Below are 18,449 nucleotides of genomic sequence, written 5' to 3' on the forward strand. Positions count from 1 at the left end.
GTAAATTCGGCGACTCCCTTCCAGAACTAATAATTCCTATTTTCGTTAACCGTCGCCTGACTCAGCGCTCAGATAAGTAAACACGATTCTTAGGAAGAATGGTGGCCAGATTTAGAAGACCAAAAAAGGCGAACCATCTGGCTCGCCTTCACGTTTCATTCTATCTATTAGGTTGTCGTTCTAGGTTAACGATTTAACCGTTACCGGTGGCAAATATCCCAAACGTCATGACGTTCAATGCATCTGTCACGCCCTCTAGTGATTTAATCACCGTCTTAGTCGGTTTATTATGACGAATAAAATAGCTTCCGATGCCTTTTTCACCGCCACTCTTAGCATCGCTTTCAGTTGTTTCTGTCGCTTCTATTTGAGAAGGCTCCACTGATTCTGGCTCTGCATTGGCGTGAGCTATCGTGTCTTTATTTGAATCAAGGTTAGTGAGTGGTTGATGATTAACGATTGAATCATGGGAAGAATCAACGCTGGTCTCAGCGTTTGTATCCTTTGAAGTCTCGAGATTACTCTCTCCCTCTATACTTTTCGACATAGCGTCTTCGTTGCTCAATGTCTCGTCGTCTAGCTGATGATTACTCGTTGAAGAACAGGCTGTTAAGAAGAACAGGCTAACGATGAATATGAGTAATTTTCTCATCATAATGATAAAGCACGAATTAATAAAACATTGTTCGATTGTATTTTATTTGGCTGACGACATCCAGTGATAAGCGGAGTAAACACGAACAGTCACGGTCTTGAAGAGTAAACAAAAGCGTACGGGTTTAGTGCTTAAGAATAATAATTCGAGAGCTCAATTAGGTTGCCCGCCGCTTATCATCTGAAAGGTGGTGTCAGTTAGGCTTGGGGATTCACACGCTATAAGCTTAATCTTTACTGGAACACAGTTCAGAGATTCGGTCACACATGGCTTGGTTGACTGCGAAGTGGGTGTTGAGGAATGCTAGTTGGGCAAGTGCCGATTCAGCGGTGCGCTCGTAGCCTTGGGTAAAGGTTGGTAGCAATTGGGCAAACTTAGGGAAGCGTGCTTCTAGCCTTCTATCCGACATAAATTCATCAACGAATTCAGGCTCAGACTGTTCAGTTTGATCCACAAGATCGATCAAACGATCGAGTGCGTAAGATTGAACGAACCGACTGCCCGACAGCTTTTCGCCTCGGTTATAACGAGACATACCCACATAAAGATTGGTTAGAGCCTCACCAATGATCCAATCTTGGGAATTAGTGTCTGTCTCCCCTTTTATTGGTGAAACACAACACTGTGTATCAAATTCATGTTGCTGCCAAACAATACGCCCTTCAGCAAACGGAATGTGCGCTAACTCGTGGGGTTCAAACACTGCAAACTCACAAAAGATTCCGTCAGCGTACAGAACTTTATAGCCATCGACGGTATTTCTCACTGCGTAGTCGATTGAGTGAATATCAGATAGCCAATGCAAACTGTCTAAGAAATACTGCTTGTGCCCTGTTTGCACTATTGCGAAAAAATCGACATCTGAATACTGATCAAGTCGTTCTGTTTCAATACCTACTGAGCCCAATCCCAGCAAAGCATGAGCCTTACCCGATGCTTCCAAAGACTCCCCAATCGCATCTAAACGCTGGAGTAATTTTTCTGGTGTGTTTATGTGTCTTATCTGTATCACTTTGTCCGTCTGCATTGCTCAATCCCTATCAAGTTGAATGCCACTCAACCTAACTGATAGTTAGAACATCTAAGAAGCTTAATTTATAAAATGTGTGTTTTGGATAACGATCTGTGCAAGTTATTGTTTGAATTAAGGTGGGATTTAGAGGTGAGAAAGAGTGTGTACAAGCTATAAACAACACTCTTCTATCATGACTTATCTTTTTAGCAGCTCATATTTGCAACAACGTTGACGCCATCCATGCTCACGAAGTTTGCTTTTCTTCCAAGCTCTCGCGTCTGCCGACATGTGAACAGAGACCGTAAAACCCAATTTTGCACTCATGATACCGATCGACATGCCTAGATTACCCGTTGAACCTACCGCAATGCTGTATTGTTGGAAGAAGTTACGAAACTCAGGTTCGAGCAGCTTGCTGTAGTCATCGCTCTCACACAGTAACCCCGCTTCAATCGCAAGCTTCTCGGCATGTGTTAGTACTTCATAAATACCACCACGCGCTTTGATTGAACCTGAAATCGGCAAATGGCTGTCTTTCTTCATCATCAAACGCCCTTTTATTGGCTGCTGATAATGTGCTCCCAATGCTGATTTCATAGATGGAATGTCAACAAGCTCAGACTCGATGATGCCATTGGTCGCTTGAGTTTCAGGAAACGCCTTGGCTAGATAAGGAGCAAACCTTTGCAGCCTCATGCTCGCATCGTGAATATCTTGTTCGCCTAAACCCACATAAAGCAAACCGCGCTCCAGAGTCGTCACATTTGGGTTAAACCAAACCACTTCTTCCAATGCAATCAATTGTTGAAGCAGTGGGAAGTCCGAGATGAGCTTGTCGATATTTAATACAGTCATGGGTGACTTTTCTGGCTAAGCGCGTACTGCGCAGGTTCAATCATTAGTAAACCTATTTAAACGGTATTTGTGTAATCATTCAATGATCTGTAGGCTAGCCTGTCTTCTCATAAGCAAACAGTAGAACAACCTATGAGCGCCTCTCTTCGTAATAGCATTTTCGTGATGTTAGGGATTCTATTCCTAGCACTTAACCTTCGTGGGCCTTTTACGAGCTTGGCTCCTGTGCTTTCTCAGGTTATGGAAGGCCTCAACCTTACGTCATCGGCTGCTGGCTTCTTAACAGCTTTGCCACTGTTAACTTTTGCCTTATTCTCACCATTAGTCACCAAGATATCCCAACGAATTGGTCTAGAGCCTAGCCTGTTATTAGGCTTAGTTCTGATCACTACGGGTATTACACTGCGCTCTGCTGGGTTAACCCCAACCTTGTATATCGGCACGGTGATGATCGGGCTTGGTATCGCGATTGGTAATGTGTTGTTGCCTGTAGTAGTGAAAGTTAGCTTCCCGACACGCATCGCTACTGTGACTTCTCTGTACATCTTTACGATGGGCATCGGGTCGACGTTAGGTTCAAGTTTGATGGTGCCGTTTTCAAATCTAACCTTATTTACGATAACGGGTTGGCAATTAGCACTGTTAATGAACCTAATATTCCCAATATTAGCTTTGATGATCTGGTTGCCTAAAATCAAAAAGCGCTCTTCTTCATCGACCAATAACAAGCATCAAGAAAAGCCGATTCCGATGAAGAAGATGATCAAGAGTGGCATTGCATGGCAAGTGACACTAGCTCTTGGGCTTAACTCATTTACCTTCTATTCTTTGGCAGGCTGGCTTCCACAGATCTTAAACGACCTTGGCTACAGTGAAATCGATGCGGGTTATATCTACGGATTTCTACAATTTTCGACTATGGTTCCGGGATTACTGTTACTGCCGTTCTTAGGTAAAAGCGATAACCAACAATGGCTCATTACGCTTTGTACTTCGAGTGTATTTATTGGATTGATTGGGCTGCTGTATTTGCCTGAGTTTGCGATCTTTTGGGTGGGACTCTTTGGATTAGCCAACTGCTCTACGTTTATTATCGCTCTCTCTTTTGTTGGCCTGCGAACTTCGAATAGCAGCCAAGCCGCATCGCTGTCGGGTATGGCGCAAGGAATCGGTTATGCGTTGGCTGCCACTGGTCCAACATTGGTGGGTAAGCTTCATGCTCAGACAGATTCTTGGAGTGTTCCTATTCTGCTGATCGCATCTGTTGCCTTTGCGTGCACGATTTTCGCAGCACTGGCAGCACGAGATAAAAAAGTGAGCGTTTAGGCCAAACAGAATGATTATGGTGTCGCGACTTTATTGCTGACGACAGTTTTGATGTATTCACTTGGCGACAAACCAAACTTCCCTTTAAAGCGCTGGCTAAAACGCCCTTCCGATTGATAACCGCAAGACTGAGCTAACATCGCCACATTCTGCTGTCCGTTTTGCATCAGATAAAGCGCATGACTCAACCGAACTTCAGCCAAAACCTCACGATATTGCATGCCTTCAAGTTTCAATTTACGGATAAGCGTGGCGCGGCTCATCGCAAAGCGCTCTGCTACCGACTCTAACGGATGTTTCTCGTCCGGTGAATGTGAAAGGTAGTGGCTGAGTTTCTGGCTAAACGAAACGTTTGAGCTAATAAACAATCGATGCAGTACGCCCTTCTCGGCTAATTGCTGGTATAAGCCCTGCAACCAAAACTGCTGGGTCTCTTTACTCATGCTTTGTTTATCAAAGGAAAACAGAGCATTGAGTGAATCTTGTAAGCTACGATCCGCTTGTACTTTAGGCAGCCCCAGATCATTCGAGCGTTCCTCACTTAAATCAAGCATCGCCTGAGAAGGTTGGAATTGAAAGCTGAACACTCGTGATAAGAAGCGCCCTTTGTGGGGCATGTTCTCAAAACTTAGTGAAGCTGATGCCTCACACAACAACAGCTCAGAATGTGAGAGTTCTGCCGCTGAATCTTTCCAAAACAGACGCTTACTGCCTGTAATGATCTGAATAATACTAGGAGATAGAATCCTCACATTACGCAGTTTTTGTAACTGCTCTGCACGAAAGATCGTCACTTGATATTGATGATTCATCTCATCCTCCTTGTTTACTTATTATCAACGACCAGCTATCGCATCAATAACTGGTCGCTTTATTAGCTTGTGTAAATTATCAACGTGTATAAAGCTATTAACGTATACAAATTATTGACGTACATAAGCCATTAACGTGTGTAAGTTGTAGTCAGTTTCGCTTTGTCTAAAGCCATGCTGTTCAACGTGAAACCAACCACAGCCGACGGCGTGTTTTCGTCTAGGTTGAGCTTATCCGTTGGCAATGCCCAAACCGTGAACTGGTAGCGGTGCATGCCATCTTTTTCAGGAGGACAGGCGCCACCGAAACCTACCGTTCCATAATCTATGCGGCCCTCTTTGCCACCCACTTTAGAGATATCGACACCGCGAGGTAGCTCGCTCACTGTTGCTGGAATATCAAACGCCACCCAGTGCCAGAAACCACTTTCAGTTGGTGCATCTGGATCATAAGCCGTGATTGCAAAGCTTTTGGTTCCTGTTGGAGCATCTTTCCACATCAACTGCGGTGACAAGTTCTCGCCATCACAGCCCCAACTTGAATATTCAAACGTCTTCGCCATTGGGTGACCTTCTTGAATATCATTACTCGTTAATTCGAATGCCTGAGCCGAGCCCGCTGTTAAGATACTAAGTGCCAATACTGATTTAATGAGTGTTTTCATGGCGGTTCCTCTGATTAGGTATGAGCCCAGTATAGTCCCCTCCATCTGCCCAACAATGACAATAAGTACATAATTACCTAGTTTAATCCATTCAAATGATACTTACTGTATTTGTACTTTATTATTTAAAAGCATGACCCACTCGACAATTTGTTGTTAAAAGAACACTTGTTGACATTCAGGTTACAAATCGCGCCCAAAACTCTTTAGACTCGCCCCACGACTTTTAACGAGAATGATTGGATGCGCAGGTTTACATTAGCTCTTTGCTTGATCTTTTGGCTCCCAACCCTAGTCAATGCCCAAAGTTTGCAAGATAAGTGGCAAACTCTGTATCAACTGAGCTGGCAATCATCCCCACTCTTAGTATCTCAACAAGAGTTGGCTCAGTATCCGAAAGTTCTGCTCCATGAAAATAGCCGCTATCCTGATTTCAACCAATTCAGTTGGGACGACATCGCAGCGTTAGCGTCAATACAAGATCACTGCCAAGCGATTGAAAGCAGTAACCCTTCATTACATGAAGCCATCGAGTTCGAGCTCGCTCTGTGTCAGCAACAAACATTAGATTCGATTTGGTTTGCAGCACACTCCAAACGTCACCCTGCCGGTGGCAGCTTTGCTGGTCGTTATTTAGCCGCTTACCCAGATGTGACCGAGCAGATACGCCCATTTTTGAGTCTTACCAACCCTCAGCACCCTTTATATAACAAACTAGAAAGCCTAAGTGCACAAGGCAGAGAAGCACTGCTCAATGGATACCGCGCTTGGCAACAAGATGATGTGCTTTGGTTAAGTGGCGAACAAGGCTGGAAAGCTATTCCCTTAGATGTTTGGCAACCTATCGCAGAGCAACAAGAGGTATCTTTGGCAGGTGAAACCTGTACTTTTCGTTACAGTAACGTGTGCTTAAACGAGCCTAGCAATGACAATCTGATCATGAAAACGTTGATCTTTACATTGCTGCTAACGTTGCTTTCCGGGCTCGCTAGAGTCTTATACCTAAGAACAAAACAACGAAAAGAGAGGCAGTTCGTTTTACAGCTTCTTACTCATGAACTGCGCACGCCTATTACTAGCCTAGGCTTAACCGTCGAAATGTTTAGAAATCGCTACGATGACTTTTCTGATGATACTCAAAGTGCGGTTTGGCGTTTAATATCTGACTATCAAAGGCTTTCTCAGCTCACCGAAAACAGCAAAGTGTACCTAAGTTCGGATCAGTCAGAGCCTTTGTTGAAGCAAAACGCTTCATTAGAAGAGTGGCTCGATCATGTCTGTGAAAAGCACAATATTTCTTATCAATGTGAAGCGCGTGAAGTTGAACTGAACCTTCCCTATTACTGGCTAACCATCTGCTTGGATAATCTAATCAAGAATGCCAAACAACATGGTAAAGGTGAGGTTTTGGTAAAGGTCGAACTCGGTGACAAGCTGACGATTGAGGTACAAGACGAGGGGCACTTCCCTTCACCGATACAACGGCTCATGTCTGGTGTCACGCCAAGTGAAACGCACGAACTGGATAACATGGGCATTGGCCTGACTATTGTCGAGCACTTGATGAAGCAAGCGAATGGCCGCCTCATTATTCTTCGTAACCCAACCCGATGTATTTTGGAAATTGCTTATGAACACCCTACTGCTGATTGAAGACGACCAACTGCTTGGACAAGGCCTCGTCAGCTTCTTTGAATCCAATGGTTACCAATGCCTTTGGGCGAAGGATTCAGAGAATGCCAGTAAGAAATGGTTTCGAGCCGATCTTGTGATACTGGATCGACAGCTTGAAGATGGGGACAGCTTGCAACACCTTCCAAACTAGTTGCTCCTCAAAGCGCTGCCTGTGATTGTGTTGACCGCTAAAGTAGAAGTTCAACAACGTGTTGAAGGTTTAATGGCGGGTGCCAATGACTATGTGACTAAACCATTTTCGAACGACGAATTACTCGCTCGAGTCATTACCCAGCTACGTCCGTTAGGTGTGAGCCTCTTAACTTACGCAAATATCCAAATCAACTTGTCGGAACGGATCGCTTATCTGGATGAAAGCCCTGTAACACTAAAACCTAAAGAGTTTCAGCTATTGGTACTGTTTGTTCAGAACCAAAGTCGTGTGTTTCACCGAGATGAATTACTCAATAAGATTTGGGGATATCAGGCTTTTCCTAGTACCCGAACTATTGATAATCACATACTGCGCTTACGCCAGAAGCTGCCAACATTGAATATAGAAACACATCGTGGCGTTGATTACCGCTTGGCCGGGGAATCATAATGAAAGTTACTTCGTTAACCGCACTGATCTACACATTGCCGCTCGCAAGTCATGCGGCATGGTTTACCGACACGCCATTGCAGCACACCTATCAATCTCTACTTGATGACCAACCTCAAGTTGCGTGGCAAGAGCTGCAAATCGCACTCGATCACAAATCACTCGATAGTGAGCTTTGGCTGCCAGTCAAACAAGAGATCCTGAGCCAGACTCAATGTGGAACCTTACTCAAACAAAGTGCTGAGCCAAAACACCACATCCAAGTCAGCTTCATTCGACGCTATGGCCTGTCGTCGCACGGTTATCAAATCAAAGTCTCTGCCGAGCAACTCAGCAAAGGCTCAGAAACTCAAACTCTTTCTTTGGTATCGCCTAAAGGTAAAGTCCTTCTCGATGGACAACTCGCTTCCAATAATGAGTATCAAGAGATTGAAACCAATGAAATGTTCATCAAACCCGAATCTGGTGTTTATCAACTAAAGATAGGTTCAAATCACTACCCTATTATTGTCGCTTTAAATAACAGTAATCGATGGCTGACGCTCGAAAGTAAACTCAGCGAACCACATATCGTGCTCTCGCCTCCAAAGGTGATCGACAACTGCCCCGACGCTAACGTGAGTTGGCAATGGTTTGATGAAAACTACAACCTGCTGGGTTACAAAGTGCCAATCAAAACAGCGCAAGCACCCGTTCCCACAGAAAGTCCACTTGGAACCAAAGCCAAGCACTTGTGTGCTTCGGTTGAAATGTTTGAATACCAAGGCGCTATTGAAGTCCAATATGTGCAGCGCGTCGCCGTGCCTTTCTAATGGAAAACCACTAAAGCCAAACAGAAAATAGAGACATATAGGTGACAAAGCACTAGCGCTACTTAGGTGTAATAACCGTAGTTACCCTTTACGGAATCTAAATATGCTCAGCGTACGTCACCCACTCAATCTATCTAATTTTGCCATTGTGGCTTTAACAACAGCTTGTCTGTTTTCATCCAATGCACAAGCGAGCCAAATAACGCTCACAAGTAATAGCAGCGTTAGCGGCAGCAGTATTCGCGACAACGCTAACGCCACTACCAGCAATGCCATCTCTATATCGTCGAATACTCTAGAGATAGATTGGAACGGCTTAAGCGTTAACAGCGGTACTCTCACCGTTGATAGCAAACCACAGAAAACGACCAATCTGGTTATTGGCTTTTCCGATAAAGCTGACTCAGTAAAAATCGCCACTTGGACCTTAGTGCCCAGTGGGATAAACCTTGAGGCAGAGCTTAATCAAGACCAGCTCACTTTTCAGTTCAGCTTACCTTCAAATATACAGGTGAAACGAAACAAACCCATCGAATTGACGTGGTTTGATCTTGCCGAACAACAAACTCAGACACTATTTCTTCCGTTTAGTGAAGGTATGCGCGTGCCTACTGACAACAAGCTTTGGGCAAGTTATCTCGTCGGTAACCATTCTGGAAGTAACACTACTCAAGACTTGAAGATGCCTTTTTGGACAGTACAGCAAAACAATCATTTCATTAGCTATCAAATGGTTAATGCAACCAACAATCAACTGCTCTTTTCAGATGCTTCCTCAAATACAAAAACCAAAATTGATATGAAGGCAGCACACCAATTTACGATGCTCAATCAGTCACAACCTTTTCTTGTTCGTATCACCCTCGGAGACTCGTGGTTAGATGGTGCCAAACAATACCGAGATTGGCGCATCAATAATGACCAGTCTGATACGCTTGTAGCAAAGCAAAAGCGCAATACAAAGCAGCACAGGATAAGAAGAACTGGTTGCTAAAGCACGCTTCCCCGTACCTAAACTCGTCAGATACTTGGGGACAAGCGCTGTCTTCAGACATGGTCGCTAATCTAAATAAGGCAGGTTTAAAAAAACTGTGGCTAGGATTCAACAATTGGATGCCAGCATTCTATCAACCTAACGCTGTGGGTCTGGCAAAACAGTCCGGATATCTGGTCGGTACTTACGATTCCTACAACACCGCAATTCCTGCGAAGCTCAATGACAACTGGCTAACCGCTCAATTACCAGAGCCGATGCGTCAAAGTTGTGCGATTGAACTAGCGGATGGGAGTTTGAAAAAAGGATTTCGTGGAAACGGCTTTTACTTAAACCCGAACTGCCATTTAGAATACGTAAAACAGCGTGCTCAAGACATTATGAGATTCGGCAACTTCAACAGCTTGTTCTTAGATGTTGATGCAACCGCCATGGCACGTGAAGATTACCGCGTCTCTATAGACAGTAATGGCAATACAAACGACGAATCAGACATGCTTTCTGCGTTCAACAACCGAATGAAGTGGCTTAGCGAGCAACCTTCGTTAGTATTAGGCTCTGAAGACGGCAACAGCCTAACAACAAAAGGCATCGCGTTTGCACACGGCTTAGAAACGGTTGGTTTTGGATGGACAGACAAAGACATGAAAGAGAACCGCCAATCTCCCTATTACTTAGGTCGTTGGTACCCAGACCACAAGCCTGACTTCTTCTTTAAGCCGGCCGAGGTTAAAGAGCCCTACAAGTCGCTACTATTTTCGCCACAATATCGAATTCCACTTTACCAAGCCGTTTTCCATGATGAAGTAATCAATACGCACCATTGGCATTCAGACAGCCTTAAGTTCACTAATGTACAAGCAGAACGTGACTTAACCGCCATGCTGTACAACACACCACCGATGGTTCACTTGACCAGAGATGAAGCTTTATCAAGTTCAAGCCAGAGAATCAAAGCACTCAAACACTATCAAGATGGCTTTGAACCAATGCACGAACAGTTATGGGATAAACAGTTAGTCGATTCCAAATGGTTAGATAAGAGCGGCGATGTTCAACAAACTGAGTTCAGTGACGGGAGTAAGATCATTGCTAACTTTTCTAACAAGGCATTTCGTTACAACGGTGTCGATATTGCTGCCCTATCGGTCAAAGCTATATTGGCGAATGGGCAAGTCGTCGACTGGCAGCCCGATCATAGTTAGCTTCGATACGGTTTAGACAATAACGAATAATAGGAAGCCTAAGCACTTAACCGCTAAGGTTTTCCCCGTTACTTTTGCTTCCTATTTTGAAAGGCAGTCAGTAGATAGTCGATAAAGACCTTTTTACGTTTCGGCATCAACTGCCTGTCTGCATACACTAGGCTTACTGAAACTTCTGGCATCTCATATTCAGGTAACAGACGAATCAGCTTACCTGTCTTAAAGTGTTCCCGACAAATGAATTCAGGAAGCACCGCCAAGCCGAGCCCATCCACACACGCTGTTAGGCATGCCGTGATGGTATTCACCCGCAACTGACACGGTAGATCGATCAAAATCGACTCTCCGCCTTCTAATTGTAAATGCCACTTGGGTAGACGCGCGGCCTTGTTCACCACCTCAATCATTCTGAATGGCGGTTCAAGATCATCGGGTGAAGAGACGTCATCGAACTGCTCTAAATACTCAGGGCTGGCTGCCAATACACGCTTTGATGTTGTGAGGTAGCGAGAAACCAAGCTCGAGTCCACTAGCTCACCAATTTGTGCGTAAAGATCGATCCCCTCCGCAATGATGTCGACTTCTCGATTCGACAGTTCTAAGTTCAAAGTCACGTTTGGGTGCTCTTTTAGGAAGCTGTGGATGTATTTAGCTAATACTTGATGCCCCAATTCGACAGGCAACACAACATTTAACTGCCCTCGGATCAAATCCTGATTGGCTGAAACCTCTAGCTCAGCTTGGTTCATGATCTCTTGCATCTGCATGCTCGACTGATAAAAGCGCTCACCCTCTGGCGTTAAGACTAAACTTCGTGTCGAACGAGTGATCAACCTCACACCTAGATGCTGTTCCAGCTCGTCTAGCTTTCGGCTGACGGTCGACTTGGTCATGTTCAATGCTTCAGCTGCGTGCGTGAAACTCCCACAATCAACAACTTGTGTAAAAACAGTCACAGCATTTAAGTCCATCGTACTTCTCCCAAAGCGCCATTAGTTAGATTTTTGCAACAGTGTTTCCCTTTTTTCCTATCTTATCAATCAATCGAATTCATTTACAATTCGTTACATCTAAATAAAAACAAAATGAGAAAGAAAAAATGACAGAGAACAACAACGCTTCGCAAACAGTAAGCACAAAAAAACGTAAAAAAGCTCCGCTTATTGCTACTGCGATCATGCTGTCATTGGGTTTAGCCGGTGCTGGATACTGGTACGGCTATGGCCAGTACTTTGAATCTACCGACAATGCCTACCTACAAGGCGACATCACGAATATTAGCCCTAAGGTCTCTGGCTATATTGTTAAGTCTTATGTGAGTGATAACCAATCGGTTAAAGAAGGTGATTTGCTGGTTCAAATCGATGACCGTGATTACCAGTCAGCACTCGCTCAAGCAAACGCCCATTTAAGCGTCGTGCAATCAGACGTCAAAAATCTAGTGGCACAACAAACGTTACAACGTAGCAAGATCAATCAAGCAGAAAGCCGCGTTGATTCTGCACAAGCTGAATACGAACGCGCGATTCAACAAGTGGTACGTTCTCGTAGCTTACTAAAGCGTAACTACGCGTCTCAAGATGAAGTCGATAGCATGGTTGCACAACAAAAAGTAACTCAGGCAGATTTAGAAGAAGCAAAAGCAAACCTCGTTGCAACCAATGACCAATTAACCGTTATCGCTAGTGAGATTGAGCAAGCAAATGCATCCGTGACCGAAGCTCAAGCCCAGAGAGATCAAGCACAGCTTAACCTTGATTACACCAAAATTTACGCGCCAGCAGATGGCGTGATTGGTAAACGCAGCGTACGTGAAGGCTTGCTGATTCAAGCAGGCGCACCACTGATGAGCTTGGTACCAAACAACCAAGTGTGGATTGAAGCCAACTTCAAAGAGACACAGCTAAGTGGTATTCACAAAGGTCAGACGGTTGAAGTAGAGCTGGATGCGTTCCCGGGGCAGCCTCTTGAAGGTGTGGTAGACAGTTTCTCCCCTGCGACTGGCGCTAAATTTGCGCTCCTACCACCAGAAAACGCGACCGGTAACTTCACTAAAATCGTTCAACGTGTACCGGTTAAAATTACTATTCCAGATCAGCAAGAGTTGAAAGGTCGACTGCTTCCTGGTTTGTCTGTGGTAGCGACCATCGATAAACGAGGCTAGACCATGAGTAACGCTGGTGTTGTCACCCAAACAAATGATGATGACGAGGTTTCGAGACGCCATTGGATCGCCCTATTTGGCGGCTTGATTGGCGCGTTTATGGCGATCTTGGATATTCAGATCACCAACTCGTCTCTCAAAGATATTCAAGGTGCGCTATCAGCCACCTTGGATGAAAGCTCGTGGATCTCTACGTCTTACCTAGTCGCAGAGATGATCGCTATCCCACTCAGTGGTTGGCTTTCTAAAGCGCTCGGTAAACGCCGTTATATCACGTGGACGACAGCCATTTTCACCATTTCATCTTTGTTGTGTTCGTTCTCTTGGAACATGACCTCGATGATCGTTTTCCGCGCGATGCAAGGCTTCAGTGGTGGTGCTCTAATCCCGCTTGCTTTCTCGCTGGTGATTCAGTTATTGCCGGTCAACAAGCGTGCTGTGGGTATGGCACTGTTTGGTGTAACCGCGACCTTTGCTCCATCGATTGGCCCTACCTTTGGTGGCTGGCTGACGGAGAACTTCTCGTGGCACTATATTTTCTACATCAATATTCCGCCAGCTTTGCTTGTGATCACCATGATCCGATATGGCTTGGACGATGAAAAGCTCGACCTTGGCACGCTGAAAAAAGCCGATTGGTTTGGTATCGCCACCATGGCATTAGGGCTAGGTTGTTTGGAAGTGGTGTTAGAAGAAGGTAACCGTGAAGAGTGGTTCAGTTCGAGCTTTATTATTGGCTTGAGTATCGTGTCGGCGGTGAGTTTGGTTTACTTCGTGATAAACGAACTCCAACACAAGAAGCCATTGGTTAACCTGCGGCTATTGCGGGATGGGCAATTTGCGATGTCTTGTATCGCCTATTTGATTCTAGGAATGGCATTGCTCGGCTCTATCTATGTTCTACCGATGTATCTCACTCAAATTCAGCAATATAACGCGATGGAAATTGGTGAAGTGCTAATGTGGATGGGTTTCCCACAGCTTCTGATATTCCCAATTGTGCCAAAGCTAACACAGATCATTAAGCCTAAGTACTTGGTTACCTTTGGCTTCGCGATGTTCGGTTTTAGTTGTTACGTAAATACACACATGACAATCGATTTTGGCGGGCAACAGCTGATTTTATCTATGGTTCTGCGTGCTATTGGTAGTCCGTTCATCATGGTTCCGCTGTCTTTGGTTGCCATGAAGAACATCAGCAAAATGGACACGCCAGACGCATCAACGTTAACCAACGTAATGCGGAACTTAGGGGGCGCTTTCAGCATCGCGATTATCGCTACGCTATTGGATAACAAAACCCGTGAGCACTTAGCACACATCAAGGAGTCGCTACCTTCAGTGAGTCAACTTGGTTGGCAGACGCTTCAGCAACAACAAGCGTTTTTCATTCAGTCAGGAAGTGATGCCGCAACTGCGATGCAACAAGCACAAGCAAGTTTGCTCGGCACAATGCAACGTGACGCAGCCATCATGGCTTACAACGATGTGTTCTTAATGATGACGGCGTTCTTGGCTCTAGCGGCAGTATTGATTCTAAACATGCGTGATTAACGCTAGAGTTTCGGTAAATAAAACTTCAAGCAAAGAACAACATTTCGAATAAAAACTCGAACAATAAAACAGAGAGGTGAGCTTATCGGCTTGCCTCTTTTTTATTTCTAAAACACGTATAACCCCACTAAAATCAGGTAAAAGTCACCTGCGTTTGAAGGCTTTCATAAATGTTATCTAATACTCTTTAATTACCAATAGTTTATTGAGTGTTTGTATGTGATATAGGCACCTTGACAATGTGCAACTTGACACCTAAATTAAAAAATAACATTTGGTATTAAGGAAAATGGATTTGACCTTACCAACAGACCTTCGAATTTTGATCGTCGACGACTCTAAAAGCGCAACAATACTTATTAAGCAGCAACTGGCTAGTTTGGGAGTTTCGCGCGACTGTATTTTTATTGCGACCGACTATCGAAAAGCCATTAAAGCGGTCGAGACACACTCTTTTCATGTACTCCTCATTGACTACCACTTAGAACAGTCTTTTACTGGCTTTGAGCTGTTGGGCATTCTGTATCGAAACCGCCTCATCGATCATACTGTGGCGACAATCTTGCTCTCTGGGGATATGCGTCAGGAAACAGTATTAACCGCCCTTTCAGGTGAAGCACACCACTTCGTTTCTAAACCGATTAATACTCAAACGTTGGGTAAAAAGATCCAAAGTGCCGTGTCCGTTTCAAAGAAACTCACCCAACTGAATGATTTGTATCCCATTGCCAGTCAAGAGAGATTAGCTCAAGCTTTGGCGATCTCCCCTAATGGTACTAGCGTTCAGTTCGAAGCGACATTGATTGAACATTTAATTGCAGGTAAGAAATGGCAGTTACTCTCTAGCGTCATTAACAACTCCAAAACCAACATGCACCCAACCAAATTGGTGGCTGAGGCGCTGATTCTCGACAGCTTAGGCAAGCCAAATTTAGCCATAGATAAGCTCCACAATTTTCTAATAGCACAGCCACTCTCATTGAGCGTGATTGACTGCTTAAGCTGTATCTATGAAAAACATAAAATGCTGCTGCCTGCTCTTAAATTAGCGATTCGTGCATTTGAGATGACTCCCAGCATCAGCCATCGTGCAATCAGGGCCATCGACTTAGCTGAGAACGCAGATAACACACATATGATCATAAAGTTAGGTGAGATGTATGCAACCCACATTTCAGCTGCTGACATTGATGTCATCCATTCCATTGGTGCGCACTTTAATTCCTTAAAAGCAACGTATCAGCGCGAGACGCAACTAAAGTACAAACGTATTTTGCTTGAGCACGCCAACCAATTCACCGAGTTGGTAAACCTGAAACTTCCGGTAAAACAACAGCAGCAAGTTTTGGCCAGCCTTGCCCTATTTCAGAGCAGCATATTGCTCATCGAAAATAGCCCTCAGATTGCCCACAAAAAAGTGATTAGAGCTTCGACACTGTTAGCGAACAATTTCCACAGCCAACCGACTTATTTGCTCACTCAGTTATTACCCATGCTCGCCCACTTTGGTGAGTACTCTCTTTATCATTTAACAGTGGAATGTCTCAAATCTCGTGGAGAAGCCATAAATCACCAACTTGAGTCCAAAAATGTCGACCCTTCAACGTGTATAAACATTGAAAATTTGGGTTCGATCCAAGAAATAAAGGACTACATTCACAGTTACCCATATTCAGTTGCCGCCAAACTTGACTATATATACGCCGTCAATAAAGCTCATATAGATGAGAAACTTAGCGACGACTATCTAGAAGAAATCTTACAGTTAGAACTTCCTCCAAAATGGAATCAATGGATTAGTGATTCATCAAGGTATGGTTTTTCCACTAAGCCGCCTAGCCCATTTTCAACATTCAGCCGACAGGAGTCCACATGCTAGACTTTGATGCTTTAAACGCCTATTTAGACAATGACAGAGACGTCATTTACGCCGTTTTGTCTACATATCAAGAAGACCATGGCAATTCGCTACAAGAGATCGAAGAGTTGGTTCAACAACAAGATTGGGGCAAGCTTCATTTTACCGTGCACACCTTAAAAGGCATTTTAGCCAGCTTTGGTGAAGAAACGGCCACAGTTGCATTGGAAAGAGTAGAACAAAACACACTCAATAAGCTTGCGCCGCAAGATGATGATCTTTCGGTTATCTACAGCGAAATAAAGATCATTAATCAGCAAATCGATGAGGTTCTTAGCACTTATTAGTCGATAGAATTAAAACGTGCATGGCGATACTTAACAGCCGACACAGCTAAAAGAGTTGAGGTGCTTGGAAACATTGAACCTCGACTCTTAACATTTTTCTCATCATTTCTCCTCTCAATTATAGTTCTAACCCACACCTATAAATTCACGTCATTTATCTAAATAAACCGATGTATAACACATGCTTTATAAACTATCCGTCTTAATGTTTTAAACGAAAAACCAACACACTTGATGAGATGCAAAATAGTTAAATATTTGTAGATCTTTTTGTGACATAAACATACGAAATTGCATTTTATTTATTGGTAAAGAAGAAATTGTTATCTACACTCTAATGAAACCAAGCGTTAATCACTTGGTGGCATAATAAAAAAACTAAAACGTTCAGTCGGCTAGATAAGGACAAGGAAATGAACAACGATAGTTTTGCTGCGTTTCAGGGGCTCACGGATGAAACACCCATTACCGAATCATTTTCTACCAGTGCAGACCCTTATGCTCATTATCTGAAAGATATTGTTGGCATTGATCTGCTGTCGCGTGAAGATGAGGTGTATTACGCAAAATTGAATCGCGCGGGTGATAAAAAAGCGCGTGATGTCATGATCGAATCAAACCTGCGCCTTGTTGTGAAAATCGCAAAGAGTTACCTAAAACGTAAAGGCAATAATTTCACCCTGCTCGACCTGATCGAGGAAGGCAACATTGGCTTGATTAAGGCCATCGACAAATACGATCCAGAACCAGGCTATCGTTTTTCAACCTATGCTGTTTGGTGGATCCGCGAAAACATTGAAGCCGCACTCATGAACACGGGTCGAACCGTTCGATTGCCAGCCCACGTGTGTAAAGAAATAAACAGCCTCGCCTCAAAAAAGCTCGATGCAAGCAAAAAAATGAGTAAAGAGGTTTCAATTTCTGAGCTATCAGACAGTTCAGGTGTAAAGGCCGAACGCGTCGATCAACTGGTGGCGTTAAGCGGGTTTATTGACGTGACGACAACGGTTGGAACTAGCCATGCGCCTATGGTGCTTGATCAATGCGAAAGTGAATATATCCCAGACCCTCAACAAGATTGTGAGGATCAATCCTTTACCCAAGCTCTAGAACAAATCATCTATACACTTCCTCCAAAATTACAAAAGGTGCTCATCCACCGTTTTGGTTTCTTTGATAACAAGGTGAAAACGCTGTCTGAGGTCGGACAAATGTTGGATGTGAATGTTTCTAATGAACGTGTTAGACAAATGCAGAAAGAAGCGGTCGAAAGAATTCAAAAACGACTCAAATTTGATGGTTGGGTGTAAGTCGTAACCCAGTTGAGAATTAGTTGAAAATAACGTTAAGCCAAAACAAAGACCTTTAGGGTGAGCCTCCAAGCTTGCCCTTTTTGTTTGCTGATTCGTTAGAAAAATAAAAAGATCGTAAGCACACGAACCCTAAGTCGCTAATCCCTAATGCCTAATGAAAAATGCCTAATGAAAAATGACAAATGCCACACCATTAACTTACCTTAAAGAAGTGACTCGCTCACTGCGCAAAATGAGATAATTGATATAAGTGGTTTCAAGACAATCTTGTTCCCACACTGATAAAATCCGTTTAGCCGCAAAATAATAATCTTTGTTTCTCAACAACATCCCAACGGTGCGGCTAAGCTTTTCAAATCGAACGTGATCGCTCGCAGAGATGTAGTCATCGTCACTTTCAATAATGGGCGCTAAACCATCAGCAAACCAATTATTCAATATTTCTCGCATCTCTAATTCAGACTCAGGCACATCCACACTCGACAACTCTCGATGTTGAGGCGGTGGCACTATGTACTTCGACGCTTGCGGTGAACTGACATAACGATACATGTCGTCCCTCCTGTCTAACGGACCCTTCTAATAATTAAGGACAT

At 44.0% G+C, this 18,449-nt stretch carries 14 protein-coding genes and 3 pseudogenes; 10 read left to right on the top strand and 7 right to left on the bottom strand.

Annotation, left to right across the window (positions count from 1 at the left end; translation table 11 throughout):
- Positions 1–193: 193 nt before the first annotated feature.
- From AB6E54_RS18555 to AB6E54_RS18565, 3 genes and pseudogenes are all read right to left on the bottom strand, one after another.
- Entirely contained in the window at positions 194–655 is a 462-nt protein-coding gene (locus tag AB6E54_RS18555; protein WP_102331902.1) for a lipoprotein, read from the bottom strand.
- 226 nt (positions 656–881) lie between these two features.
- Positions 882–1,682, bottom strand: coding sequence for a hypothetical protein (locus tag AB6E54_RS18560; protein ID WP_372107119.1), 801 nt, complete (start codon positions 1,680–1,682; stop codon positions 882–884).
- 225 nt (positions 1,683–1,907) lie between these two features.
- Positions 1,908–2,525 (bottom strand): annotated as a pseudogene (locus AB6E54_RS18565) (D-serine ammonia-lyase); the annotation flags it as partial.
- Between the two features lie 132 nt (positions 2,526–2,657).
- On the opposite strand from AB6E54_RS18565, the gene AB6E54_RS18570 reads away from it, so the two are divergent.
- Positions 2,658–3,851, top strand: coding sequence for an MFS transporter (locus tag AB6E54_RS18570; protein ID WP_372107117.1), 1,194 nt, complete (start codon positions 2,658–2,660; stop codon positions 3,849–3,851).
- 14 nt (positions 3,852–3,865) lie between these two features.
- Here AB6E54_RS18570 and AB6E54_RS18575 read toward each other — a convergent pair whose 3' ends face one another.
- Together AB6E54_RS18575 and AB6E54_RS18580 are read right to left on the bottom strand one after the other, a co-directional pair.
- The gene (locus AB6E54_RS18575; protein ID WP_017079143.1) at positions 3,866–4,663 is read right to left on the bottom strand and encodes a helix-turn-helix transcriptional regulator; all 798 of its coding nucleotides are present in this window, start codon (positions 4,661–4,663) and stop codon (positions 3,866–3,868) included.
- A 131-nt stretch (positions 4,664–4,794) separates the two neighbouring features.
- Positions 4,795–5,328: a YbhB/YbcL family Raf kinase inhibitor-like protein gene (locus AB6E54_RS18580; protein WP_065681435.1), complete on the bottom strand. Its 534-nt coding sequence runs from the start codon at positions 5,326–5,328 to the stop codon at positions 4,795–4,797.
- Positions 5,329–5,571: 243 nt separating this feature from the next.
- On the opposite strand from AB6E54_RS18580, the gene AB6E54_RS18585 reads away from it, so the two are divergent.
- From AB6E54_RS18585 to AB6E54_RS18600, 4 genes and pseudogenes are all read left to right on the top strand, one after another.
- Positions 5,572–6,981: a DUF3404 domain-containing protein gene (locus tag AB6E54_RS18585; RefSeq protein WP_372107115.1), complete on the top strand. Its 1,410-nt coding sequence runs from the start codon at positions 5,572–5,574 to the stop codon at positions 6,979–6,981.
- Positions 6,959–7,606: pseudogene (locus AB6E54_RS18590) on the top strand (response regulator transcription factor). The gene AB6E54_RS18585 and the pseudogene AB6E54_RS18590 overlap by 23 nt, the downstream one beginning before the upstream one ends.
- The gene (locus tag AB6E54_RS18595; RefSeq protein ID WP_372097450.1) at positions 7,606–8,418 is read left to right on the top strand and encodes a DUF2861 family protein; all 813 of its coding nucleotides are present in this window, start codon (positions 7,606–7,608) and stop codon (positions 8,416–8,418) included. The pseudogene AB6E54_RS18590 and the gene AB6E54_RS18595 overlap by 1 nt, the downstream one beginning before the upstream one ends.
- 103 nt (positions 8,419–8,521) lie before the next feature.
- Positions 8,522–10,617 (top strand): annotated as a pseudogene (locus AB6E54_RS18600) (glycoside hydrolase).
- A gap of 68 nt (positions 10,618–10,685) precedes the next feature.
- On the opposite strand, the gene AB6E54_RS18605 reads toward AB6E54_RS18600, so the two are convergent.
- Positions 10,686–11,588: a LysR family transcriptional regulator gene (locus tag AB6E54_RS18605; protein ID WP_017064671.1), complete on the bottom strand. Its 903-nt coding sequence runs from the start codon at positions 11,586–11,588 to the stop codon at positions 10,686–10,688.
- Positions 11,589–11,716: 128 nt separating this feature from the next.
- On the opposite strand from AB6E54_RS18605, the gene AB6E54_RS18610 reads away from it, so the two are divergent.
- The 5 genes from AB6E54_RS18610 to AB6E54_RS18630 all read left to right on the top strand — a co-directional run bounded on the left by AB6E54_RS18610 (position 11,717) and on the right by AB6E54_RS18630 (position 17,850).
- Positions 11,717–12,781 (top strand): HlyD family secretion protein, encoded by a 1,065-nt coding sequence (locus tag AB6E54_RS18610; protein ID WP_017072190.1) that lies wholly within the window; start codon positions 11,717–11,719, stop codon positions 12,779–12,781.
- 3 nt (positions 12,782–12,784) lie between these two features.
- Entirely contained in the window at positions 12,785–14,335 is a 1,551-nt protein-coding gene (locus AB6E54_RS18615; RefSeq protein ID WP_017060506.1) for a DHA2 family efflux MFS transporter permease subunit, read from the top strand.
- A 289-nt stretch (positions 14,336–14,624) separates the two neighbouring features.
- Positions 14,625–16,214, top strand: a complete 1,590-nt coding sequence (locus AB6E54_RS18620; protein ID WP_017064673.1) for a response regulator — start codon at positions 14,625–14,627, stop codon at positions 16,212–16,214.
- Entirely contained in the window at positions 16,208–16,540 is a 333-nt protein-coding gene (locus AB6E54_RS18625) for an Hpt domain-containing protein (protein WP_102331898.1), read from the top strand. The genes AB6E54_RS18620 and AB6E54_RS18625 overlap by 7 nt, the downstream gene beginning before the upstream one ends.
- Positions 16,541–16,953: 413 nt before the next feature.
- Positions 16,954–17,850 (top strand): RNA polymerase sigma factor RpoD/SigA, encoded by an 897-nt coding sequence (locus AB6E54_RS18630; protein WP_017060509.1) that lies wholly within the window; start codon positions 16,954–16,956, stop codon positions 17,848–17,850.
- Positions 17,851–18,051: 201 nt separating this feature from the next.
- Here the strand turns inward: AB6E54_RS18630 and AB6E54_RS18635 are convergent, their stop codons facing one another.
- Positions 18,052–18,405 carry a hypothetical protein gene (locus AB6E54_RS18635; RefSeq protein ID WP_017060510.1) on the bottom strand — a complete coding sequence of 118 codons (354 nt, stop codon included), beginning with the start codon at positions 18,403–18,405 and terminating at the stop codon, positions 18,052–18,054.
- Between the last annotated feature and the right edge of the window lie 44 nt (positions 18,406–18,449).

It is taken from the genome of Vibrio sp. 10N.247.311.49, from assembly GCF_041467655.1.
Lineage (GTDB): Bacteria > Pseudomonadota > Gammaproteobacteria > Enterobacterales > Vibrionaceae > Vibrio > Vibrio crassostreae_C.

Bases quoted from the DNA above. Each gene is read 5' to 3' on its own strand.
- AB6E54_RS18555 (WP_102331902.1), bottom strand. From the start codon at position 655: ATGATGAGAAAATTACTCATATTCATCGTTAGCCTGTTCTTCTTAACA.
- AB6E54_RS18560 (WP_372107119.1), bottom strand. From the start codon at position 1,682: ATGCAGACGGACAAAGTGATACAGATAAGACACATAAACACACCAGAA.
- AB6E54_RS18570 (WP_372107117.1), top strand. From the start codon at position 2,658: ATGAGCGCCTCTCTTCGTAATAGCATTTTCGTGATGTTAGGGATTCTA.
- AB6E54_RS18575 (WP_017079143.1), bottom strand. From the start codon at position 4,663: ATGAATCATCAATATCAAGTGACGATCTTTCGTGCAGAGCAGTTACAA.
- AB6E54_RS18580 (WP_065681435.1), bottom strand. From the start codon at position 5,328: ATGAAAACACTCATTAAATCAGTATTGGCACTTAGTATCTTAACAGCG.
- AB6E54_RS18585 (WP_372107115.1), top strand. From the start codon at position 5,572: ATGCGCAGGTTTACATTAGCTCTTTGCTTGATCTTTTGGCTCCCAACC.
- AB6E54_RS18595 (WP_372097450.1), top strand. From the start codon at position 7,606: ATGAAAGTTACTTCGTTAACCGCACTGATCTACACATTGCCGCTCGCA.
- AB6E54_RS18605 (WP_017064671.1), bottom strand. From the start codon at position 11,588: ATGGACTTAAATGCTGTGACTGTTTTTACACAAGTTGTTGATTGTGGG.
- AB6E54_RS18610 (WP_017072190.1), top strand. From the start codon at position 11,717: ATGACAGAGAACAACAACGCTTCGCAAACAGTAAGCACAAAAAAACGT.
- AB6E54_RS18615 (WP_017060506.1), top strand. From the start codon at position 12,785: ATGAGTAACGCTGGTGTTGTCACCCAAACAAATGATGATGACGAGGTT.
- AB6E54_RS18620 (WP_017064673.1), top strand. From the start codon at position 14,625: ATGGATTTGACCTTACCAACAGACCTTCGAATTTTGATCGTCGACGAC.
- AB6E54_RS18625 (WP_102331898.1), top strand. From the start codon at position 16,208: ATGCTAGACTTTGATGCTTTAAACGCCTATTTAGACAATGACAGAGAC.
- AB6E54_RS18630 (WP_017060509.1), top strand. From the start codon at position 16,954: ATGAACAACGATAGTTTTGCTGCGTTTCAGGGGCTCACGGATGAAACA.
- AB6E54_RS18635 (WP_017060510.1), bottom strand. From the start codon at position 18,405: ATGTATCGTTATGTCAGTTCACCGCAAGCGTCGAAGTACATAGTGCCA.